Annotated in this window: 18 protein-coding genes and 4 pseudogenes; 14 read left to right on the top strand and 8 right to left on the bottom strand. The window is 49.2% G+C overall.

From position 1 onward, the window contains the following. From EL143_RS12945 to EL143_RS04040, 4 genes and pseudogenes are all read left to right on the top strand, one after another. Positions 1 to 804: pseudogene (locus tag EL143_RS12945) on the top strand (RHS repeat domain-containing protein); the annotation flags it as partial. A gap of 33 nt (positions 805 to 837) precedes the next feature. Next, on the top strand, positions 838 to 1,191 hold the full coding sequence (locus tag EL143_RS12940) for an AHH domain-containing protein (protein WP_408634066.1): 354 nt from the start codon (positions 838 to 840) through the stop codon (positions 1,189 to 1,191). Between the two features lie 107 nt (positions 1,192 to 1,298). Continuing rightward, positions 1,299 to 1,906, top strand: a pseudogene (locus EL143_RS04045) (IS1595 family transposase). Positions 1,907 to 1,948: 42 nt separating this feature from the next. Beyond that, on the top strand, positions 1,949 to 2,560 hold the full coding sequence (locus EL143_RS04040) for a hypothetical protein (protein ID WP_126326568.1): 612 nt from the start codon (positions 1,949 to 1,951) through the stop codon (positions 2,558 to 2,560). Between the two features lie 131 nt (positions 2,561 to 2,691). On the opposite strand, the pseudogene EL143_RS04035 reads toward EL143_RS04040, so the two are convergent. The 3 genes and pseudogenes from EL143_RS04035 to EL143_RS04025 all read right to left on the bottom strand — a co-directional run bounded on the left by EL143_RS04035 (position 2,692) and on the right by EL143_RS04025 (position 7,727). Beyond that, positions 2,692 to 3,669, bottom strand: a pseudogene (locus EL143_RS04035) (IS30 family transposase). 190 nt (positions 3,670 to 3,859) lie between these two features. Next, complete coding sequence (gene dnaE, locus EL143_RS04030) at positions 3,860 to 7,300, bottom strand: DNA polymerase III subunit alpha (RefSeq protein WP_085417440.1); 3,441 nt, start codon at positions 7,298 to 7,300, stop codon at positions 3,860 to 3,862. A 118-nt stretch (positions 7,301 to 7,418) separates the two neighbouring features. Beyond that, positions 7,419 to 7,727 (bottom strand): PepSY domain-containing protein, encoded by a 309-nt coding sequence (locus EL143_RS04025; protein ID WP_126326566.1) that lies wholly within the window; start codon positions 7,725 to 7,727, stop codon positions 7,419 to 7,421. A 196-nt stretch (positions 7,728 to 7,923) separates the two neighbouring features. On the opposite strand from EL143_RS04025, the gene EL143_RS04020 reads away from it, so the two are divergent. From EL143_RS04020 to EL143_RS04010, 3 genes are read left to right on the top strand one after another with little or no spacing between them, the layout of a single operon-like run. Beyond that, positions 7,924 to 8,157 (top strand): RNA-binding S4 domain-containing protein, encoded by a 234-nt coding sequence (locus EL143_RS04020; RefSeq protein WP_085417439.1) that lies wholly within the window; start codon positions 7,924 to 7,926, stop codon positions 8,155 to 8,157. Next, positions 8,135 to 8,353 (top strand): oxidoreductase-like domain-containing protein, encoded by a 219-nt coding sequence (locus tag EL143_RS04015; protein ID WP_085417438.1) that lies wholly within the window; start codon positions 8,135 to 8,137, stop codon positions 8,351 to 8,353. The genes EL143_RS04020 and EL143_RS04015 overlap by 23 nt, the downstream gene beginning before the upstream one ends. Then, entirely contained in the window at positions 8,346 to 9,179 is an 834-nt protein-coding gene (locus EL143_RS04010; protein WP_085417437.1) for a PHP domain-containing protein, read from the top strand. The genes EL143_RS04015 and EL143_RS04010 overlap by 8 nt, the downstream gene beginning before the upstream one ends. A 70-nt stretch (positions 9,180 to 9,249) precedes the next feature. Here EL143_RS04010 and EL143_RS04005 read toward each other — a convergent pair whose 3' ends face one another. Beyond that, positions 9,250 to 10,446 (bottom strand): O-antigen polymerase, encoded by a 1,197-nt coding sequence (locus EL143_RS04005; RefSeq protein WP_085417436.1) that lies wholly within the window; start codon positions 10,444 to 10,446, stop codon positions 9,250 to 9,252. A 372-nt stretch (positions 10,447 to 10,818) separates the two neighbouring features. On the opposite strand from EL143_RS04005, the gene EL143_RS04000 reads away from it, so the two are divergent. Both EL143_RS04000 and EL143_RS03995 read left to right on the top strand, forming a co-directional pair. Further along, a complete protein-coding gene (locus tag EL143_RS04000) occupies positions 10,819 to 12,303 on the top strand; it encodes a patatin-like phospholipase family protein (protein ID WP_085417435.1) in 1,485 nt (494 codons plus the stop codon). A gap of 62 nt (positions 12,304 to 12,365) precedes the next feature. Next, on the top strand, positions 12,366 to 12,986 hold the full coding sequence (locus EL143_RS03995; protein WP_085417434.1) for an L-threonylcarbamoyladenylate synthase: 621 nt from the start codon (positions 12,366 to 12,368) through the stop codon (positions 12,984 to 12,986). A 350-nt stretch (positions 12,987 to 13,336) separates the two neighbouring features. Here the strand turns inward: EL143_RS03995 and EL143_RS03990 are convergent, their stop codons facing one another. Next, positions 13,337 to 15,199 (bottom strand): acyltransferase family protein, encoded by a 1,863-nt coding sequence (locus EL143_RS03990; RefSeq protein ID WP_085417433.1) that lies wholly within the window; start codon positions 15,197 to 15,199, stop codon positions 13,337 to 13,339. Positions 15,200 to 15,352: 153 nt separating this feature from the next. Between EL143_RS03990 and EL143_RS03985 the strand changes: the two genes are divergently transcribed. From EL143_RS03985 to EL143_RS12830, 4 genes are all read left to right on the top strand, one after another. Next, positions 15,353 to 16,000: a site-2 protease family protein gene (locus EL143_RS03985; RefSeq protein WP_085417432.1), complete on the top strand. Its 648-nt coding sequence runs from the start codon at positions 15,353 to 15,355 to the stop codon at positions 15,998 to 16,000. A gap of 180 nt (positions 16,001 to 16,180) precedes the next feature. Further along, positions 16,181 to 17,908 (top strand): hypothetical protein, encoded by a 1,728-nt coding sequence (locus EL143_RS03980; RefSeq protein WP_085417431.1) that lies wholly within the window; start codon positions 16,181 to 16,183, stop codon positions 17,906 to 17,908. Positions 17,909 to 18,013: 105 nt separating this feature from the next. After that, positions 18,014 to 19,387, top strand: a complete 1,374-nt coding sequence (gene mnmE / locus EL143_RS03975) for a tRNA uridine-5-carboxymethylaminomethyl(34) synthesis GTPase MnmE (protein WP_085417430.1) — start codon at positions 18,014 to 18,016, stop codon at positions 19,385 to 19,387. A gap of 34 nt (positions 19,388 to 19,421) precedes the next feature. Then, positions 19,422 to 19,553, top strand: a complete 132-nt coding sequence (locus EL143_RS12830) for a hypothetical protein (protein WP_269471236.1) — start codon at positions 19,422 to 19,424, stop codon at positions 19,551 to 19,553. Between the two features lie 71 nt (positions 19,554 to 19,624). On the opposite strand, the gene EL143_RS03970 is transcribed toward EL143_RS12830, so the two are convergent. The 3 genes and pseudogenes from EL143_RS03970 to EL143_RS13000 all read right to left on the bottom strand — a co-directional run bounded on the left by EL143_RS03970 (position 19,625) and on the right by EL143_RS13000 (position 21,823). Next, positions 19,625 to 19,819: a hypothetical protein gene (locus EL143_RS03970; protein ID WP_085417429.1), complete on the bottom strand. Its 195-nt coding sequence runs from the start codon at positions 19,817 to 19,819 to the stop codon at positions 19,625 to 19,627. A gap of 202 nt (positions 19,820 to 20,021) precedes the next feature. After that, positions 20,022 to 20,858 (bottom strand): 3-deoxy-8-phosphooctulonate synthase, encoded by an 837-nt coding sequence (kdsA, locus tag EL143_RS03965; RefSeq protein WP_085417428.1) that lies wholly within the window; start codon positions 20,856 to 20,858, stop codon positions 20,022 to 20,024. Between the two features lie 159 nt (positions 20,859 to 21,017). After that, a pseudogene (locus EL143_RS13000) lies at positions 21,018 to 21,823 on the bottom strand (integrase core domain-containing protein). 250 nt (positions 21,824 to 22,073) lie between these two features. Here EL143_RS13000 and wecB point away from each other — a divergent pair. Then, complete coding sequence (gene wecB / locus EL143_RS03955; protein ID WP_408634064.1) at positions 22,074 to 23,147, top strand: non-hydrolyzing UDP-N-acetylglucosamine 2-epimerase; 1,074 nt, start codon at positions 22,074 to 22,076, stop codon at positions 23,145 to 23,147. Positions 23,148 to 23,195: the final 48 nt, after the last annotated feature.

Raw genomic sequence — 23,195 nt, 5'->3', positions numbered from 1 at the left:
GTTTCAGACGGCCTCAACGCCGTAACCGACAACCGCATCAAACACTACAACGGCATCAGCTATTACTACGACGACCTCGGCAATCTAATCCACCGCGAACTGCCAAACGGCGAAGTGCAAAACTATTTCTATGATTTGCATGACCAACTGGTTAAAGTGGAAATCTTTAAGAAAGACGGCAGTAAAGAGACTTGGGCTTACCACTACGATTCCTTGGGCAGAAGAATCGGCAAAGGCCGTCTGAAAGAAAACGGAGGTGCTGAAACCCTTTCAGACGGCCTAAAAGACCATGCCTGTCTGAATACACCGAACAGCAAAGATATTTTAGACAGTGAAATTACCTTCCTTTGGGACGGCAGCCATCTGTTACGGGAACAAAATTCAGACGGCCTCTACACCTATATCTACACCGATGCAGACAGTTACGAACCACTGGCGCAAATCCGTGATTGGACAGATACAGAAGGCGAGGCTAAACAACAAACCAGCTATTTCCATTGCGACCAAATCGGCATACCGAGAGAAATGACCGATAAAGACGGTAATCTGCTTTGGTTTGGGGATTATTACGGTTGGGGTAAGCTGAAGAGCGAAACAAACATAACGGAAACAGCACATCAGCCGTTTAGGTTACAGAATCAGTATTGCGACCAAGAGACGGGGCTGCATTACAACTTCTTTAGGTATTACGAACCTGATGCGGGTCGGTTTGTCAATCAAGACCCGATTGGGTTGATGGGTGGCAGTAATTTTTACCTATTTGCGCTTAATACTCAGGGATGGGTTGATCCTTGGGGCTTAGATTGTAGTAGCGATGCACAGGAACTGAGAAAAAATATGAATGCCAAAAATGTTCCTGAACCAAATTATAAGAACAGTGCACACCATATAGTGATGTCTAATTCAATGGACACAAGGATGGTTGCATTAAGAGAAAAAATGCAAACCATGGGGATAAAGATAAATGATGCTGCAAATAGTGTATTTCTTCCAACTTCAAGTGCAGTAAAAGATAAATGTAATCAAGATAACCCTGGAGCATGTAGCGCACATGCACATAGTAAAGTTCATACCAATACGTACAAAAAAAATGTTTATGATAGGCTAAAAGATATAAATGATCCCGTTTTGTTCAAAAAAGAGTTAAGAGCAATCGGTAGAGAACTTCAAAGTGGAACTTTTAGTATTTGAGCTTATTTATAATTTATTTGGGGCTGTCCTAGATAACTAGGGTTATTCAAAAGCATTTAAAATAACCCTTATGAAGCCGTTTAAGTCAGTATAAACAACACAAGCTAATCGAGCTGTTCGTTGCCGGCGTAACAGCTAGAACAGCAGCGGAATTAACAGGTGTTCATAGAAATACTGCCGCTTACTACTTTCATCGTCTACGTTTGCTGATTTATCAAAACAGCCCGCATTTGGAAATGCTCGACGGTGAAATCGAAGCCGACGAAAGCTATTTTGGTGGCCGTAGAAAAGGCAAACGTGGTCGCGGTGCAGCCGGAAAAGTGCCGGTGTTCGGGCTGTTAAAGCGAAACGGTAGGGTTTATACCGTCGCCGTTCCGAATACCGAAACGATCACCTTACTGCCTATTATCCGAGAGCAGGTTAAGCCTGACAGTATTGTTTATACGGACTGTTACAAAGCTATGATGTATTGGATGTCAGCGAATTTAACCATTTTCGTATCAATCACAGCGCACATTTTGCGGACAAGCAAAACCACATAAACGGCATTGAGAATTTTTGGAGTCAGGCAAAACGTCATTTACGTAAGTTCAATGGCATTCCCAAAGCTCATTTTGAGCTGTATTTGAAGGAGTGCGAATGGCGTTTTAACCACAGTGAAATAAAGTCTCAATTATCCATTTTAAAACAATTAGTAAGAGAGAATTTGACCTAGTTATCTAGGACAGCCCCATTTATTTTAAGGAGATCAATTTAAATGGACTTTGAAAAAATTGTAGAAGAATTTAGATATTTTGAGAAAAAGAACATTGAAGAACTAGTAAATGATATTTCTAATGATATAGAAAGATTTGAATTTTCAGCATTACCGCATTATGACATCCCTATTTATTCATTCCAGAGATTTGGTATAAAAAAAGGTGATTTATTGGATAACCCTCCTAAAAATAAAGATAATAAATTTGAATATTGCTTTGATAAAAATAATCGGATTATTTTAATTAAGGAATGGAGTAGCTTTAATAATTTTGATGCTCAATTTTTTTTCTACAACGAAAATAATGGTTCACTTCCTTTTAAATCAATTAGCTATTCTTATGATGGAGAATTATCTAATATAACATATTATTTTTATGAAAATAGCAAAATTGAATCATCAATTTCTGTCGGACAATATGGCTGCCGTAAAGAATTCTATTTTTACAATTCAAACGGGCTATTATCTACTGTAAAAACTCAACAGTTTGAATTAAATTTCAAGTTTATTAATGAATTAACACAAGAATTCACACATGACAACAATGGAACTTTAGTTGAAATTAAAAAAATATATGACAATGATGAAGATATTATATATAACAATAAATAAAATCTTGATGAAAATTAGCTAATATCCTATTATTCAAGTTTTTCTTGTCAACTATTGATAACATGACTCAACGATCAAGCATAACCCAAGACTGGTCATGTCTCACTTTCAGACAGGCTTAGATTCGAATTTCAAGTGCAACACTCAGACAGTAGAGGTTGGAACCGGTTTAAGAATAAAACACTTGGCGTTTCATAGCCAAGTGTTTTTCTTGGCCTATGGTTCAGTTCATCCTGAACCCTGCGTATCTCCCGATGGCTGATGTTGCGGAAATCGGTTTGTTTGGGGAAATATTGGCGGATGAGTCCGTTGGTATTTTCATTCAGCCCTTTCTCCCAAGAACGGTAGGGGCGGCAAAAATAGGTTTCTGCCTCCAATGCTTGGGCTATTCGGATGTGTCGGTAGAATTCTTTGCCGTTATCCATGGTAATGGTATGGACTCTGGCTTTATGCGCCTTCAATACCTTGATGACGGCGTTGGCAGTGTCTTTGGCTTTGAAGTTCTTCAACTTGCAGATGATGGTGTAGCGGGTAACCCGCTCGACCAAGGTCAGTAATGCGCTTTTCTGATCTTTGCCTACGACGGTGTCGGCTTCCCAGTCGCCGATGCGGGATTTTTGGTCGACGATGGCGGGTCGGTTTTCAATGCCGACGCGGTCGGGTACTTTGCCTCTGCTCCATGTACTGCCGTAGCGTTTACGGTAGGATTTGCCGGCTATTCCGAGATGCTGCCGCAAAGTGCCGCCGTTGCTTTTGTCTTGACGCAGATAGCGGTAAATGGTGCTGTGGTGGAGTGTGATTTGGTGGTGTTTGTGCAAATAGGCGCACACTTGCTCGGGGCTGAGTTTGCGGCGGATGAGGGTGTCGATGTGTTGAATCAGCCGGGAATGGAGCTTATAGGGCTTTCTTTTGCGCTGCTTGGTAAGCCGGCTTTGCTGTTGGGCTTTTTCGGCACTGTATTGCTGCCCTTGTGGGCAGTGCCGTTTGATTTCGCGGCTGATGGTGCTTTTATGGCGGTTAAGCCATTTGGCGATTTAGGTGACGGTGTGGTGGCGGGATAGGTATTGGATGTGGTATCGTTCGTCTTGGGTCAGTTGTGTGTAGCTCATGGCAATCTTTCTTGCAGGAAAGGCCGTATGCTACCGCATACCGGCCTTTTTCTGTTATGGAAAGTTGCACTTCAAATCCGAATCCGCCATTACCTTTTACTTTACTGTCAATCAAGTTAACTTTGCCGGTGTGTTGCCGCGTCCCGCCACTGAGTATCACAAATAATTTTATCTGCTATATTTCAACAGCTTACCATCCTACCGTCAAATGATATTCGCCCAAAATATCAGTCAGGCTGTCAAAAAGTTCGGCTTTAGGCGTAACGTTCCAGCGTCTGCCGACCTCCAGCTCACCTCGCGCCCCGTCGTTTTGGAAAAACACGCGCACAGGCACGGTTTGCGTTTGCATATCGGTAGCCCGGTAAAGCTGCAACACCGCGATAGCCGCTTCGATATCATGCTGCGGGTTGAAGCGCAATGTCAGATTGCGTGCAAACTGCTCGCGCGCCTGCTGCAACGTCATCACATTGTTGGCAATAATGCGCAAGCCGCCCTCGCCGCCATAATCATCGCGGCTGACCTTGCATTCCATAATCAACACCCGGTCGGCTTTTAATTCGGCGGAACCCTGCTCCAAAGCCTGCCCCGTTACCATCACTTCCACCCTGCCGGAAGGGTCTTCCAATGTTGCAAACACCAGCCGACCGCGCTTGCCCATCATGGAACGAACAGCCGTGGCAAAACCCGCCACCCTCACATTTTCCTGCGGTTTGAGCTTGTTCAGTTTAACCGGCGCAAACTGGCGCACTTCTTTTTCAAACGGCCCGAACGGGTGGCCGGAAAGGTAGAAGCCGAGCACTTGTTTTTCTTCAGCCAGCTTTTGCGCTTCTCCCCAAGCTGGAACATCCGCCAACTGCACGGCTTCAATCGCATCTTCGGCAAAATCGAACAGCCCGCCCTGATTGGCGTTGGCGGCTTTTTGGTCGGCGTTGTTCATGGCCAGGTCGATGTTGGCGAGCAGCATGGCGCGGTTGGGCTCGATGCTGTCGAACGCGCCGCCGCGTATCAGGGCTTCGAGGGTGCGGCGGTTCATGTGTTCTTTGCCGACGCGTTCGCAGAAATCGAGCAGCCCGGTGAATTTGCCGCCCTGTTTGCGTGCTTCCATGATAGAAGCTACCGCACCTTCGCCGGTGCCTTTGATGGCGCCGAGGGCATAGCGGATTTGTTTGCGGTTGTTGGGGGTAAACAGGTAATCCGATTCGTTGATGTCGGGCGGCAGAAATTCGATGCCGTTGGCGCGTGCGTCGTCGTAGAAATGTTTGAGCTGGTCGGTGTTGTCCAACTCGCTCGACATGGTGGCGGCCATGAATTCGGCGGGATAATGCGCTTTCAGCCATGCGGTTTGGTAGGAAATCAGCGCGTAGGCGGCGGCGTGCGATTTGTTGAAGCCGTAGCCGGCGAATTTTTCCATGTAGTCGAAAATTTCGTCGGCTTTTTTGCGGGAAATGGCTTTTTCTTCCGCACCTTTGGCGAAGATTTCGCGGTGTTTCACCATTTCTTCGGGCTTTTTCTTACCCATGGCGCGGCGCAGTAAGTCCGCACCGCCGAGCGAGTAGCCGCCGATTACCTGTGCGGCCTGCATCACCTGCTCTTGGTAAACCATGATGCCGTAAGTCGGCTCCAACACCGGCTCCAGCAGCGGGTGGATGTATTCAAACGCCTGCCCTTTCATGCGGGCGACGAAATCGGGAATGTTGTCCATCGGGCCGGGGCGGTAGAGCGATACGAAGGCAATCAACTCTTCAAATTTGGTGGTGTGCGCCGTTTTCAGCATTTTTTTCATGCCGGTCGATTCAAACTGGAAGACGGCGGTGGTGTTGGCATCGCGGAAGATTTTATAGGCGGCTTGGTCGTCGAGCGGAATGGTGTTTACGTCGATTTCTTCGCCGACGGTGTTTTTAATGTTTTCCTGCGCCATTTCGATAATGGTGAGGTTGCGCAAGCCCAAGAAGTCGAACTTCACCAAGCCCACGTCTTCCACGTCGCCTTTGTCGTACATCGACACGGGCGAGGCCGATTCGTCGGCCTGATACACGGGGCTGAAGTCGGAAATTTTGCCCGGCGCAATCAACACGCCGCCCGCGTGCATGCCGAGGCCGCGGGTGAGGTCTTCCAGCTTTTGCGCCAGCGTCATCAACTCTTCCGCGCCTTCTTCTTCGATCAGCTGGCGGATTTCCGGCTCCATTTCCATCGCTTTTTCAAGGCTCACGGGGCGGTTGGCTTCGAGCGGAATCAGTTTCGACAAGCGGTCGCACAGGCCGAACGGCAATTCCAACACACGGCCCACGTCGCGGATAACGGCTTTGGACGACATGGTGCCGAAGGTAACGATTTGGCTCACGGCATCGGCACCGTATTTTTCGCGCACATATTCAATCACGCGGCCGCGGTTGCTTTGGCAGAAGTCGATATCGAAGTCGGGCATGGAAACGCGCTCGGGGTTTAAGAACCGCTCGAACAGCAGCGCGTATTTCAGCGGGTCGAGGTCGGTGATTTTCAGCGCGTAGGCCACCAGCGAGCCTGCGCCCGAACCGCGCCCCGGCCCCACCGGGCAGCCGTTGTTTTTCGCCCAGTTGATGAAGTCTTGTACGATGAGGAAGTAGCCCGGAAAGCCCATTTGGATGATGATGCCCAATTCAAAATCCAAGCGTGCCTGATATTCGGGCATTTTTTCGGCGCGTTCCGCTTCGTCGGGGTAAAGCTGCACCATACGCTCTTGCAAACCTTCGTTGGAAAGCTGGGTCAGATAATCGTCGAGCGACATGCCGTCGGGCGTGGGGAACAGCGGCAAAAAGTTTTTGCCCAGCGTGAGCGTGAGGTTGCAGCGTTTGGCGATTTCCACCGTGTTTTGCAGCGCTTCGGGCAGGTCGGCGAACCGCTCGGCCATCACGTCGGGCGATACGAAAAACTGGCTCGGCGTAAATTCTTGCGGGCGTTTTTTATCTGCCAGCACCCAGCCGCCGGCAATGCACACCCGAGCTTCGTGGGCTTGGAAATCTTCACGGTTGAGAAACTGGGTCGGATGGGTGGCGACTACCGGCAAATCCAATTCCGCCGCGATTTCGACGCTGCCGGATACGGAAGCCTCCCATTGCGGGCGTTCGGGCAGGCGTTGCAGTTCGAGGTAAAAGGCATTGGGAAACCACGCCGCGTATTTTTGCGCCGCCGCTTTGGCCGCATCGGCATGGCCGTTCATCAGGTTTGCGCCCACTTCGCCGTAGTGTGCGCCCGATAAGCAGATAAGGCCGCTGTTGTCGCCTTCTGCCAGCCACGCCTGCCGCAGTTCGGCATGATCGACGTTGCGGTCTTTGCCCACATAGGCGGCGGTGAGCAGTTCGCTCAGGCGCAGGTAGCCGCTGTCGTTTTTAACGATGAGCATGGCGCGGAAAGGTTTGTCGGGCGCGGCGGGGTTTTCGATCCACACGTCCGCCGCCGCCACTGGCTTGATGCCTGCGCTGCGGCAGGCTTTGTAGAATTTCACCAAGCCGAAAGTATTCATCAGGTCGCTCACGCCCAGCGCGGGCAGGCCGTCTGAAACGGCTTTTTTCACGGCATCTTTGATGCGTACCGTGCCGTCGGTAATCGAAAATTCGGTGTGCAGGCGCAGGGGGATGTAGATGGGATCGGTCATGGCGGGAGGTGTTGGGAAACGTAAAAGGATATTATAACAGGGTTGAAATACAGCAATGCCTGTCTGAAAAAATCATCAAGACCTTTTTCAGACAGGCATTAGGCTTTCAGCAAATTGGTTAATAACGCTTGTGCTTATGCTTTTGCTCGACACCCAGCACTTGCCCGCTGGAAGCATCCACAATCACCTTGTGTTTCAAACCTTCGGCTAAAACGTCCACCTCATAGTGGCCGCCCGTATGATAGTTGTATTCAAACTCTACTTCTTTGGCATAGCCGCCTACTTTGGCAACGGCCGCAGCGGCGGCCTGCCCGCCCGACACCGGAGCAAACATGCCCAATGAGAAAGCCACGGCGCCCGCGCTGGCGGCAATGCCGAAAACAATCGCCAAAAACAAAGCAACACCGATTTCCCGTGTAACAGCCATAACAGCCTCCTTAAATATCGTTTACAGCCGACCGAATTCATTAATCGGGCTCCAATTTATCCCAATGGAATTAGCAGAAAATTAGGATGGCAGCGCAGCATAAAACAGCCCCACAGCTTAAACAAGCGCATTCGTGTAGAATATGCCTGTCTGAAAAGCAGCTTTGGGCTGCTGCGATATTGATGAAGAACACACTATGCAAGCAACCGTATATCTGGAAAACGACGAATACATCCCCCTGTGCGACTTACTCAAGCTCGCCGGTTTGGCAGAAAGCGGCGGTCAGGCCAAAGCCTTGATTGCCGCGGGCGAAGTAAGGCGCAACGGCGCGGTGGAAACCCGCAAAACCGCCAAAATCCGCGGCGGCGAAACCATTGAATTCAACGGCTGCACTTTGGAGATCTGCGATGGACACGACCCAGAAGCCTGAACAGGAATGCCTGTCTGAACCCCTTTTGCCCGAGCCGGTAAAACCCGAAGATTGGGAATGCTGCGGCAGCGAATGCGGCGAAGCCTGCATCCAAACCATTTATTACAATGAAAAAGCCGCCTACGACGCACAACAGCAGCGCCTGAAAGCCGCGCGCGCCGCACAATCTCAGGAAAGCAGCAAGCCGCATGATTGACCTGCACTGCCATTCCACCGTGTCCGACTGTGCCTTAAGCCCGGCCGAAGTGGTTCGCTTGGCCGCGCAAAACGGCTGCTCCATGCTGGCCTTAACCGACCACGACCACACAGGGGGCTTGGCCGAAGCTCGTGCCGAAGCGCAAAAACTCGGCATCCGCTTCATCAACGGCGTAGAAATTTCCGTAACCTGGCGCGGCCGCACCGTACATATTGTCGGCCTGGATTTTGACGAACACGACCCTACCCTGCAAACCCTGCTCGCCCGGGTGCGGCAAGGCAGGCAGGAAAGGCTGGCCGCCATTTCCGCAAAGCTCGAAAAAAAAGGCATAAACGGTGCTTACGAAGGCGCGCTGGCATTGGCAGCCAATCCTGAAATGGTATCGCGCACGCATCTGGCAGATTTTTTAATTGCCCGCGGCCACGTCAAAAACAAACAGCAGGCCTTTACCAAGTATTTGGGCGAGGGCAAACCCGCTTCGGTCAAACACGAATGGGCAGGTTTGGAAGAAAGCGTTTCCGCTATCCTTGGCGCCGGCGGCCTGGCAGTGATTGCCCACCCCATGCGCTACGGTTTTTCCGCCACCGCCAAACGCAACCTGTTTGAAACATTCAAAGCGCTGGGCGGGCAAGCCATCGAAATACACAGCGGCAGCTGCGATAAAAACGACCGCTTAAACTACGCCCTGCTCGCCCAACGTTACGGTTTGCTGTCCAGCACCGGCAGCGACTTCCACCGAGCCGGCGATTTCAGCGGCGGCATCTTGGGCGTTTGCCCGGAGTTGCCGGAAATCTGCCGACCGGTTTGGGCGCATTTCAAAATATAGCCGCCCAATCAAAATGCCTGTCTGAAACAAGCCGATGCTTTTCAGACAGGCATTTATCCATCACCGCGGCTTACGGCCTGATGTCGCGTTTTTTAATCAACACAATACACGCCAAAACCATTTGAATCCATGTCGAAATCAAGGTCATGTATTGGTCTTGCAGAATTTGGGTGAGCAAAGGATACACCGATATGGCATACACAATGATAAAGAAATCGTTGTTGCGCTTAGCCTGCTTATAAAACATCCAATGCACCGGCAGGAATACAATCGGTATGAAAAAGCCGAACACACCGAAATCCCTGAAATACACCTCATAAACCGTATAAAGATTGGTAGGGATGGGCGTAAACTGATAGCCCTTCACAATCGGCGCAGGCGGGTCGGTAAGACCTTGCGAAGAAAGCAGACTGAGCACAAAGCGCAAAGAATAGTCGCCGTAGTGCATGGTGGTCAGCTTGTCGAACAGCATGGATAAAGCCACAAAAGGCGCAACCAGATAGCTCTGCATACTGTCGACAAACCCCGCCACGTTTTCACTGAACGAAGCGTTAACCGAAGTACCTTTCGATGTTAACCAAGCAATCAGGAAGAACACGCACACCAACAAAGCGCCCAATACCGCAAGGGTTTTGGCTTTGATTTTGCCGCTTACCGCCAACGGAACGACAATCAGGATAAAAATCAGCAGGAAAAACGTCCGGCCCGTGGCGAGAAATGCGTAGCACAAGCCCGAAAACACCGTCAGCAGCGCGCTAAACTTGCTTATCTGTTTTTTTGTCGCGAAATACACCGCAACAGCAGAAGCCACAAACGACAGCGGCGTGAAATAACGCAAAATGCCCACGCTGGCGCCTTCCATATTAAAAGCATAACGCAGGCGCGTGTAACCGACGCTGGTAAACACGCTTCCGCCCGCCAGCTCCGTGGCTTTCAGATAAATCATCGGAACGCCCGCCAGCAGAATAAGCTGCACGATAAAAAACGTCAGCTTATTCACTTCGTACACCGACCGGGAAGCCGCACCGGGCAGATATGCAGGCGCGCGGGCAAACAGCATCACAAACAGCGCACAAAGCTGCACGCATATCTGAATCAGAAGGTATTCGGAAGAAACCGGATAATAAATATCCTGAAAGAAACTATAGGCGATGAAAATCGCCGACCACACACCGAAAAAGAGCGTGAACGGATTAAATGCCCCGAGTTTCCGGTATTTAGACACCAGAAACCCGATCAGGGAGACCAGAATAAGTAAAGTGAGCATATTGTTTTTATTAATTATTTAAGTGGTTAAACGATTTCTTGCCGATGCATTGTTTATGCATTCTTTATATTATTTAGCAATTTACTAACGGTTTTTAAATTTTAGCAGAAGCATTTAGTTTGACCGGCTATCGGAAACAATCGGTCTGATATTGATATAGCTGGGAAATTTATGCTTTTAGAATTTAAACTGCGGAAAAATCTGCACCGCTGCCACCCTATTCTTTACATCCCACACCCACAATCCGAACCGGCACCCAAGCCCCGAATGCCTGTCTGAAAATACCAATCCGGGCTGCCATTGCCCTGTGTTTTGCTTTACAATCAATTTCACAAACAGCCGATCAAGTTACTCAAAACCATACCGAACAGAATGATTAAAAAACTCATCAAACACTTTACCCCTCTGACCGCAGCTTTCCTCTCAGCCTGCACGCTCGTGCAATACCAGCCTTTGGCGGGCATCAGCGCAATCGACACCAACAAAGGCTACCGCCTGGAAAAAAACTGGGAAGTGCGCAACAACGACGACATCTATATGATTATGGTGTTTTCGGGCGGCGGCACGCGTGCGGCCGCTTTGGGCTACGGCGTATTAGAAGAATTGGGCAAACAGAAGGTGTGGTTTGACGGCAAGGAGCGCACCTTGCTTGAAAGCGTGGATTTGGTATACGGCGTGTCCGGCGGCTCCGTGCTGGCCGCTTATTTTTCCCTGCACGGCAAAGACGTGATTCCGGCATTTGAACGCCGCTTCCTCAAGCAGAATTTCCAAAGGCAAATAACCAAGCAGGCTTTTTCGTTGGCCAACCTGCCGCGCCTGACATCACCGGAATACGGCCGCGGCGACTTACTACAAGAACAGTTTGAAAACACCCTGTTCCGAAACGCCACCTTCGGCGACTTGGAAAAGCGCCGCAAAGGCCCGTTTGCCGTGATTTCAGCCACCGACATGTCAACCGGCCAAAGGTTTGATTTTACCCAAGAATACTTCGATTCGATGTGCCTGAACCTTTCCGAGCTGCGCATCGCACGGGCGGTGGCCGCGTCCAGCTCCGTGCCGCTGGTGTTTGCCCCCGTCACGCTCAACAATAACGGCGGCAATTGCGGCTACACCCTGCCCAAGCCTTTGCGGCAAGCGCTGGAAAGTGCCGATAAAGACTCCCTGCGAACCCTAAACAGGAAAGAAATCAGCAATATTTTCGAACGCTACAACAACAGTAACGCCCGCCCCTATATCCACTTAATCGACGGCGGCCTCACCGACAACCTCGGCTTGCGCGGGCTTTTGGATATTGCGGAAGCCTATTCGGATAAAAACCTGTATCAGCGCGTTATCGAAGAAAAAGGTGCCAGAAAAGTGATCCTCATCAACGTGAATGCGCAAAACCAAATCGACACCCAGATAGACCAAAGCCCGAATATTCCCGGCGTTTCCGATGTATTGAACGCCATCATCAACATCCCCATCGACCAATATTCGCAGGAGTCGCTGCGCCGGGTACGCTCTTTTGCCGACCAATGGAACGACACCGCCCGCAACGACTCCGACGGCCGTCATAAAGGCATGTATTTCATCAGCCTCAACCTGCGCGACTTACCTGAATCGGAATTGCGTAAAAGCGTGCTGAATATCCCCACCAGCTTTTACCTGCCGCACGACGACATCAACAAACTCAAACACGCCGCGCGGGAGCTTTTGGCCGCCTCACCGGAGTATGCGCGCCTGCTCAAAGCCCTGTCGGCCGACCCGACCGAGCATAAACAGATTTGGTTTCCCGATGATCCCGAAGAAGACAAGCAAACCAATTCCGCCGACACAAAATATGACGGCTTGTTAAAAAAACAGGTTAAGCCTTAAACAATGCTGTCTGAAAACAATCTGATACACCATACACAAACCCGACCAAAAGGACACACACCATGGCACAATTTTTCGCCATCCATCCCGACAACCCGCAAGAGCGCTTAATCAAACAAGCCGCCGAAATCGTGAAAAAAGGCGGCATCGTGGTTTACCCCACCGACTCCTGTTACGCCCTCGGCTGCCATTTGGGCGACAAAGACGCCATGGAACGCATCCTGCGCATCCGCCAAATCGATCAAAAACACCACCTTACCCTGATGTGCGGCGATTTGAGCGAGCTGGGCACTTATGCCAAAGTCGACAACAGCCAGTTCCGCCAGCTGAAAGCCGCCACCCCGGGCAGCTATACTTTCATCCTGCAAGCCACCAAAGAAGTGCCCAACCGCACGCTGCACCCCAAACGCAAAACCATAGGCCTGCGCGTGCCCGACAACAAAATCGCCTTAGCCTTATTGCAGGAGCTGGGCGAACCGCTGCTCAGCTGCACCCTGATGCTGCCGGAAGACGACGAGCCGCTGACCGACCCCTATGAAATCCGCGACCGCTTGGAACACTCGGTTGACTTGGTTATCGACGGCGGCTGGTGCGGCACAGAGCCGACCACCGTGGTGGACATGACCGACGGCGTGGAATTGGTTCGCGAAGGCAAAGGCGACAAATCACTGTTCGGCCTATAATGTCTGCCGTTCGGCAAACAATGCCTGTCTGAAAGCATGTAAGGTGCTTTTCAGACAGGCATTTGTACCTCTCTTCAATAAGCTTAAACCGAGTATGCAGGGCTGGGAATTTTCAAGTTGATTGGGCACATATCGTTAATCCACTTACATAATAACGATACCGTCATACTCGGGCTTGGCCCGAATATCGCCTAAACTTACCGCAACTCAAGATACTCGGGTCAAGCCCGAGTATGACGAGCGTACTATTTTTAAGTTGATTTACCATAGGCGTAAATACTACCCATAAAACAATGCCTGTCTGAAAAGCCGCTTACACGCTTTCAGACAGGCATTTTCCAACACCCTTGCTATCGGCCTTGAGTATCCTCCAACAGCGGTATCAGCTTATCTGCCAGATAGGCCGCTCCCGGCTCCGTGAGATGGCCGCCGTCCTGCGAAATCAAGCTGCCGTCACCGGTAAACATCGGGCAAGTGGCGAAATCTTTGCCGCAATAGAGCGACAAGAGGCTGCGGAATTTCTCGGCAGGCACGTTTTCACGCATTTTTTGCTCCACATCCACCGCCTCCTGCGCCGCAGGCTGGGTATAAGACAAACGCTTATCCGCAGGGACTTTCATGGCCACAACCGGAGAAGATTTACCGAAGTCTTTGATGCCGAATACTTTAACAGGCTTGCGGAAATCTTTTTCCATCTGCTCGATACTCGGGCGGATATACGGCACCACCCAAGCCTGCCACTTGCCGACCAGCCAGATTTCATCCGCTTCCTGCATACGCTGCTTCACTTTATCCGATTCAAACCAACCGATAGAATCGCAACGCAGGCGACGGATTGGAGGAATGTGGGCATCTTTGTCAAACGGCACGTAAATATTGCCGCATTCCGAGTTGATCTGCTTGGTTGAGAAACTGAAGCGTTTGTCCTGACCGGATTCATATATCAAATTCATAAAATCTTTGGCAAAACTGTCGCCCACCAAGAATATCTTACGTTTACCCTCTCCTTCGAACTCGACCAGTTTAGCGTCATCAAAACGCTTCGAATTGTATTCGCCCGCCCCGGCAACGCTGGACAGAATCTTTTGGTCGGCTTCGTTGTAGCGGTTCACAAAGCCTTTGTTCCACACAATAATGCCGCCGACTATGATGAAAAACACCGATGTAATCAAGGTAAAGGAAAACACGGTTTTTCTGGTCATCAGCTGCTTGTTGCGAAACGGTGTTTCGACCCACCTATAACTGATAGCCGATAAAATCACGACAAGGATTATGCTTGCATAAAGCCAACCGTGCCCCAACTGCATGTGGTTGATGTAAGCAAAAATCGGCTGGTGCCACAAGTACAGCGAATAGCTTGTCAAGCCCAAAAATACAAACAGTTTATTCGAAAGAAATTTGTGTACCCAATTGCCCTGCTGCGGTGAAACCAACACCAAAAACGTGCCGATAACGGGAACAGCCGCAGCAATGCCCGGGAATATGGTTTTATCGTCAAACGCAACGATTGAATAAACCATCATTGCCAAGCCGATTAAGGATACAACCGTACCGTTAAACGGATATTTTTCCACTATCCGGTTACGGATCAGCAAAGCGGCCATACCGCCCAACAACATTTCCCACGCCCGGGTAAACGGCAGGAAAAATCCGGTTTCAAAATGCAGGCGGGTCACATAATAAGAAGCTACTAGTGAAAGAACTAGCGCTACCACAAGAATCACTGCCAGATATTTTTTAAACCACTTGAATATGGCAATCACAAATACCGGATAAAGCAGATAAAACTGCTCTTCCACCGCCAAGCTCCAAGTATGAATCAACGGCTTTAACTCGGTCGCTGAGCCAAAATAGCTGCGCTCGCTCCAAAACAACACATTGGAAAGAAAAACCGGTATGGCAATCAAACTTTTACCGAAACTGATCAAATCGGCAGGTTGCAGCAAAAGATACGCAGGGAGAATGGAACACAGCATAATCAGCGACAAAGCCGGCACAATCCGGCGCGCCCTACGCTCGTAGAAAGTAATGAAGCTGAACCGTTTTTGTTCAACCTCGTCGAAAATAATGGTAGAAATCAAATAACCGCTGATTACAAAGAAAATATCGACGCCGACATATCCGCCCGACAAAAAGGGCAAACCTGCGTGAAACAGGATAACCGACACTACGGCAATCGCTCTTAAACCATCAATCTCTGATCGGTATTTCATAAAACCTCTGATTTTGCGTATAAATTAAATTTTTTTTCATTTCAATACCCCTTAATTTGAAAACAACAATTAAAATATTTTATTTTTCGCACAAAGCCGCTGTTTCCGGCCGATACGTTCAACCTCATAAACCTTAAAAAATAAAGGAAAATAATGTTTCAAGAGTTCAATCTGGCTAATTTCTTATTGGCCGTATTACCCGTTTTGCTGGCGATTACCGTGCACGAAGCGGCGCACGGCTATGCCGCACGCTATTGGGGCGACCGCACCGCCGAACAGCTGGGGCGGCTCACATTAAATCCTATAGCCCATATCGACTTGATAGGAACGATAATAGTTCCGCTATTTATGTTTTTATTTACGCCTTTCTTATTCGGCTGGGCCAAACCCGTACCGATTATTCCACGCCATTTCCGCAATATGCGGATGGGTTTGTTCACAGTGGCATTTGCCGGCCCTTTATCCAATCTGATTATGGCTTTCGGCTGGGGAGCGGTCATAGCGCTTGCGCCTTATGCCCCATCGGATTTCCAAACGCCTTTATCCGGCATGGCCGGCTACGGCATCGGCATCAACGCCGTATTGTTTGTACTCAATATGCTGCCCATCCTCCCGCTTGACGGCGGCCGGGTTGTCGACAGCATGCTGCCGCCGCGTGCCTCCGTGCAGTTTCAAAAACTCGAGCCTTACGGCATGTGGATTTTGATCTTCTTACTGGCTACCGGTTTGCTGGGCACGATTCTGACGCCGTTTACCAATTTCATTTCCTATTCCGTACTCAAAACATTCGGCATCTTCTGATTTGTCTTCTTCGATACATAGGCCTGTCTGAAAGATTTCAGACAGGCATTCTTTTTTATTTACGCCAAAAGCATAATCAAATATCATTAACAGACAAGCATCAAGCCACAACACAATGATTTATTTAACAATGATAAACAAAAAAACTATTCCATTCAACAACAGAAAAGGATTGTAATGATGAGTGATTACCAATGGATAAGCATCAACGGAGCAGAAAGCCGCAACCCTGAAAACAATTATTTCCAAACCAATAAGCAGCTATTGGAAATTACCGGTCAGGTTGCCCGCGGCGCACAGGATGTCAAAATTACGGCTTATTATTCCGTAATCAAGGCCAACAATGAAGTGGTTGAACAAAGCTACTCCCTGCCCGTTAGAAACACAGACATTAAAGAAGACGGCTCGTTCTCTGCCTACATTCAGGCATTAGGCGCCAACAAAGGCGAAATCCGGATAGAACTGGAGACCGCCGACGCCTCCGGCAACAGCATCATCACCAAAATGTCAGGTCAAATCAACGGCAACAATCAAGCTTTGGAAATTTTATCCGACGGCGAAGCCATGCAGCCGAACGACCGAGGCGTTTGGCACTCTTATTCGAAAGATATGGAAATCCGTGGCAAAGTGGAACCGGATAGCGGAGCGGCCTATTTAAAAATCGACTACGGGCAGCGGATTCCCCTGAAAGACCTGCTTGATGAAAACGGCAATTTTACCTACAAATTGGAAGGCATCAAAGCCGGAAATCACTCGGTTTGGCTCGAATCTATGGATGCCGACAAAAATACCGCCACCACAATTTACGACTTCAGCGTCGGTCGCAGGCCGGGCGGCGTGGTCTTGATTGACGAAGATGAAAACGTATGGACCGCCAAAGGCAAAGAAATCTCTGGCTCCCTGTTTCAGGAAATGTTTCACGAATCATTCGACCAGCCGCCCTACCTCAACTCGGTCAGAATCAACGATAAGCATGTTTCCCTAGACGAAGCCCACGAAATCGAAGGTGTCGGCACCCTTACCATCAACACCGACGGCAGCTATACTTTCGTCCCTCAAGAAGGCTTTACCGGCTTGGTACCCGATATTGTTTATAACTCAACCAACAAAATCCGCGCCCACACCCCGCTGGCCGCTGGCCCCGATTTCGACAGATCAATCTTATCCATACGCGTGAACGACACCGAAGACAACCCTTACGCCTACCAACTGAAAACCGGCGACAACAGCCGCGGCGAAAGCGCCGATTTACACGGCAATATGGGCAAAGACGTGTTAATCGGCGACATTCACAACACCGCCACCGTCGAAGTCGACGGCAAAAACATCATCTACACCGTTCAAGCCACCAACGACACCCTGTCCGGCAACAACGGCAACGACATTCTGTTTGGCGACAACATCAGCACTGCGAACTTGGGCTTTACCGCAGAAAACGGGAGCAGCGCATTCGAAGCCTTAAAAACCCACGTCGGCAACGAATTGGGCAGCAGCAGTGACGGTGCGGTCCGCTACTTTATTGAGGAAAACTGGGAAAAGCTCATCGACGGCAGCAGAAACGGCGGCAACGATTTCCTGCGCGGCGAAGCCGGCGACGACATCCTGATCGGCGGTGCGGGCAACGACAAACTTCACGGCGGGCAAGGCAAAGACAGCTATGTGTTCGTAACCAATAGCGACAGCGGCCAAGACACCATTGTCAACTTCAATTTCGAGCAAGACAAACTCGTGTTTACCGAATTGCTGGATCCTGAAAAACATGCGCTCGAATGGGATCAATACAACCAGGTGCTGCATTTCACCGGCACGCAAGACGGCCACACCTACCAAAACACCATCACATTCCAAGGCATCGAATCCGATATCGAACTGGACGACATCTTAAAAGTCCAACAAGTTTTGGGTTAACCAAAGCAGCCGGAGCCGTTTAAGCTCCGGCTTTTCGCATTTTCAGACAGGCATTCCCGCTCCTTGCTATAATCCCCCCATCCTGTTGAACCTTACCGCCATGCCATGACCGCCCTATCATCCAACCCCACCATCGCAGCCATCGCCACCGCCCCCGGCCGCGGCGGCGTCGGCGTTATCCGCATTTCCGGCAAAAACCTGCTGTCTTTCGCACAAGCCGTGAGCGGCGGCAAAACACCCCAACCGCGCACCGCACTCTACACCGACTTTTTAGATGCAGACGGCCAAACCATCGACAGCGGCCTGCTGCTCTATTTCGCCGCCCCCGCCAGCTTTACCGGCGAAGACGTAATCGAACTGCAAGGCCACGGCGGGCCTGTGGTGATGCAGATGCTGCTTGCACGCTGCCTCGCACTGGGCGCGCGCATGGCAGAACCGGGCGAATTCACCAAACGCGCCTTTCTCAACAACAAACTCGACCTCGCCCAAGCCGAAAGCGTGGCCGACCTAATCGACGCATCCAGCCAATCCGCCGCCCGCATGGCCGTGCGCTCGCTCAAAGGCGCCTTTTCCCGCCACATACACGACTTGGTTGAAGACTTGATTACCTTGCGCATGCTGGTAGAGGCCACACTCGACTTCCCCGAAGAAGACATCGACTTTCTCGAAGCAGCCGATGCCAAAGGCCGCCTGCATGCCTTGCAGGAACGTTTGCAAACCGTGTTGGCCAGCGCCGAACAAGGCGCCATTTTGCGCGAAGGCATGAACGTGGTTTTGGCAGGCGCACCCAATGTCGGCAAATCCAGCCTGCTCAACGCACTCGCCGGAGATGACATTGCCATTGTTACCGACATCGCCGGCACCACCCGCGATACCGTTCGGGAACAAATCACTCTCGACGGCGTGCCCGTGCATATTATCGACACAGCCGGCCTGCGCGACACCGACGACATCGTCGAACAAATCGGCATAGAACGCAGCCAAAAAGCCGTGCGCGAAGCCGACGTTGCCCTAATCCTGATTGACCCGCGCGAAGGCATCAATGCCAAAACCCGCGGCATCTTGGAAAGCCTGCCTGAAAACCTGAAAAAAATCGAAATCCACAACAAAACCGACCTCTCCGGAGAGCCGGCAGGCATGTTTTCAGACAGGCATTCGGCCTTGAGCGGCGCCGACACCTTAATCAAGCTTTCCGCCAAAACCGGCGAAGGCTTGGATTTACTGAAACAAGCCCTGTTGCAGGAAATCGGCTGGCAAGGCGAAAGCGAAAGTCTGTTCCTCGCCCGCAGCCGCCATATCAACGCACTGCACACAGCAAAAACCGAATTGGAAAACGCCGCCCTCTGCGGCAACCACCAAATAGAACTGTTCGCCGAACACCTGCGGCTTGCCCAAGCGGCATGCAGCGAAATCACCGGCGAATTTACCGCCGACGACTTACTGGGTGTGATTTTCTCAAGATTCTGCATCGGAAAATAACACCTGTTTACTTGCCACAACGAAAGGAGACTCAATGAAAACCATCAGCCTGGCCCTTATCACCGGCCTCTTACTCGCCGCCTGCACCCAAACCGGAAACTCCGGCAATACCCAAGCCTACGGCGAAATCAAAGCAGGCGTAGAAACCTCGCATACCAGCCATTAAACCGGCAGCAGCTTGAGGAAGCACAAACAGCAATGCCTGTCTGAAAGAAGGTTTCAGACAGGCACCAATCCTCACAAAACCAACCAAATCAGCAGCAAAACAACAAACATAATCATGCTGCTGATCACAACCATTTTCCAGTCGTTTTTAATCTCATGCCGCGACTTAACGCGCTTTGTGGCCCGCACATAAAAAAACGGACTGAGCAAAATGGAAACGGCGGAAATCAAAATGATTACCGCGTAATAAATTTTCTCCGGCGGCATAACGGCATACCTGCTTGGCTTCAACGAACCCCATTATACTTCTTTAACCCGCCGCTTCGTATGAAAACACCAAAGCCCGCAAAGGCCACCGCCCAACAGGCCTGTCTGAAAACATAGTTTTATAAATTCAAACAGCCGCACCCTTTTTCCATGAAAGAATGCCGGCCGCACTTTATTGACCGAAAGCCTTTTCAGACAGGCATTATTGGATTTCCAATTCAGGAAATGATTTCACCAAATCATCCACCGCTTTCACACGAAGCAAGAAATCCTCCAGCTTGCCCAAAGGCAGCGCACTCGGGCCGTCGCATTTTGCATCATCCGGATTAGCATGGCTTTCCAAAAACAGCCCGGCCAAACCGGTAGCCATACCTGCCAACGCCAAATCCAACACCTGGCTGCGTCTGCCGCCCGAAGCCGCCGCACCCGACTCCCGCGTTTGCAGAGAATGCGTCACATCAAAAATAATCGGCACATCAGGGCAGGTTTTCTTCATCACACCAAAACCCAGCATATCGACCACCAGATTATCATAGCCGAAATTGGATCCGCGCTCGCACAAAATCAGCCGGTCATTACCCGCTTCTTTGAATTTTTCCACAATATTTTTCATCTGCGAAGGGCTTAAAAATTGCGGCTTTTTAATATTAACCGCCTTACCGGTTTTCGCCATCGCCACCACCAAATCGGTCTGGCGCGCAAGAAAAGCAGGCAGCTGCAATACATCCGCTACCTCAGCCACCGGCTCACACTGCCACGGCTCATGCACATCGGTAATCACCGGCACACCAAACTCTTTTTTAACCGCTTCAAAAATCTTCATCCCCTCATCCAAGCCCACACCGCGAAAAAAATGGATTGAGGAACGGTTAGCCTTATCGAAAGAAGCTTTGAACACATAAGGAATCCCCAGCTTGCGGGTAACCGCCACATAATGTTCACAAGCTTTCAACGTGGAATCCAAATCTTCCAATACATTGATGCCGCCGAAAAGAGTGAAAGGAAGGTGGTTCGAAAGGGAAATATTGCCGATGTTCATTAAGAATCCTTATATGTGATGATAGATGCTTGATGTTGCAAATTATAAGACAAAGTAATAAGGCAGGAAAATTCAGACAGGCATAGCTACTCTAACACATTATTTTTGAAAAATCCGTTTATATGAAACGGGATTAGATGTAAGAAATCCTCGCGTTGTTTACACAACAGATTGAGAAAAATAAGCCTGTAAAACCTCAAAAGGCGTATCGCCCTTCAAGCCCTTATGCGGCTTAACCGTATTATAAAAATTCACAAAACGGCACAATTCCTTCTGCCTGTGTTCCGAATCCATAAACGGAACTTTGTCATGCCACATTTCCATCAGGGTGCGGATTACCCGTTCTGCCTTACCGTTGGTCTGCGGTCGGGCAATACGGGTAAACTTCTGGTTGATGTTGTTCTGCACACAGGCAACCGCAAACGGATGCGACGCATTGCCACGGTATTCCATGCCGTTGTCCGAATAGGCGCATTCGATGGTATAAGGACAACAGTCAATCACATCACGCAAAAGGAACTTGGCCGCACTAGCCGCTGTACGGTCGGGCAAAATGGCCGCATACAGTTCGCGGGAATAGTCGTCAATGGCGACAAACAGGTAATCTCTCGAGGCGGTTGCTTTTTGGTTTTGCAACAAAGGCAGTCGTTTGGTGTCGAAATGCACCATTTCGCCGGGATAGGATTTGTTGTAGCGTTTGGCCTGTTTCTTGAGCTTTTCTTCGATGTTTTTTCCACTTTTGCCAAACGCTTCATTCCGTATTTGGCCTGTTTGAAACGGTTGTTGGTGCTGTTTTGTGGTGCGAGCAGCTGCAACCGTGCGGCCTTTAGGATGCGGTAAATGGTAACCCTGCTGACTTGGTATTGCCGGGCCAGTGAGGTAACGGTGATTTTATCCTGCGTATAGGCGCGCCAAACGGCTTGGCGTTGGTGCGGGGTAAGGCGGGTGTTTTTATGGATGTTCATGGCAGTATTGTCTTTCAAATACTGTAAACAACGCTAGAGTTTCTTACAATTAAGATTAACTCATTGCCTAAAAAATAGAGACTAAAAAAACAAAAAAATGTGAATTCTTCATTTTTTTCTGTCAGTTGATATTTGTATTGGGTATAATACTCAAGGTAATTAATGAAATGTCATTTTATTAATTTTAATTATGGGGAAATATAAATTGAAAGTACTCACGGTCTTTGGAACCAGGCCTGAAGCCATCAAAATGGCGCCTTTGGTAAAAGCCTTATCAAACACTAAAGAATTAGAATCTAAAGTATGCGTTACAGCCCAACACCGCCAAATGCTGGATCAAGTATTGAACTTATTTGAAATAAGCCCTGACTATGATTTAAATATCATGAAACCAGGGCAAACTTTGCATGGCATCACAACCGATATATTGCACGGTTTAACACCTATTCTAACGGAATTCCGCCCGGACTACATCTTAGTGCATGGCGACACCACCACCACATTTGCAGCAAGCTTGGCAGCTTTCTACCAAAAAATTCCAGTAGGCCATGTTGAAGCCGGTTTGCGTACCCAAAACATCTATTCCCCATGGCCTGAAGAAGCCAATCGATGTCTAACTTCAGTGTTAAGCAATCTGCATTTCGCACCTACCGAACAATCAAAAACAAATTTATTACAGGAATATGTTAATCCGGATAAAGTAGTTGTAACAGGTAATACCGTTATTGATGCTTTATTAATGGTTAAAGAAAAATTGCAGCAGCCGGAACTTAAATTGCAAATGGAACACCTTTTTCCATTTACAAAAAATGATCAACCCATGATTTTAGTGACTGCGCACCGCAGGGAAAACCATGGTTCGGGCATACAGAATATTGGAAAAGCTGTTGCAAGTTTGGCTGAAAAATATCCAGATATCCAATTTGTATTGCCTTTACACATGAACCCGATGGTTCGGCAACCCTTGTTGGAAATTCTTTCCAACAAGAAAAATGTCCACTTAATTGAACCGCAAGACTACCTCCCCTTTGTCTATCTAATGACAAAATCAAAAATTATTTTGACAGATTCCGGCGGCATACAAGAAGAAGCCCCTTCACTAGGCAAGCCTGTTCTTGTGATGCGCGACACAACAGAGCGACCGGAAGCAGTAGAAGCAGGCACAGTTAAACTGGTAGGTTCCGACTCAGATAAAATTGTCAAGAAATGCACAGAGCTGTTAGAAAACGAAGATTCATATCGAAAAATGGCAGAAGCAAATAATCCTTACGGAGATGGAAAAGCGTCAAGTAGGATTGTAGAAACACTATTAAGATATTTATAACAAAGATTCAATTTTTAGTTTCATCCATATTATGAAACAATCAAAAAT

The organism is Neisseria canis (genome assembly GCF_900636765.1).
GTDB lineage: Bacteria > Pseudomonadota > Gammaproteobacteria > Burkholderiales > Neisseriaceae > Neisseria > Neisseria canis.
This window is presented reverse-complemented; position numbering and strand designations above follow the sequence as displayed.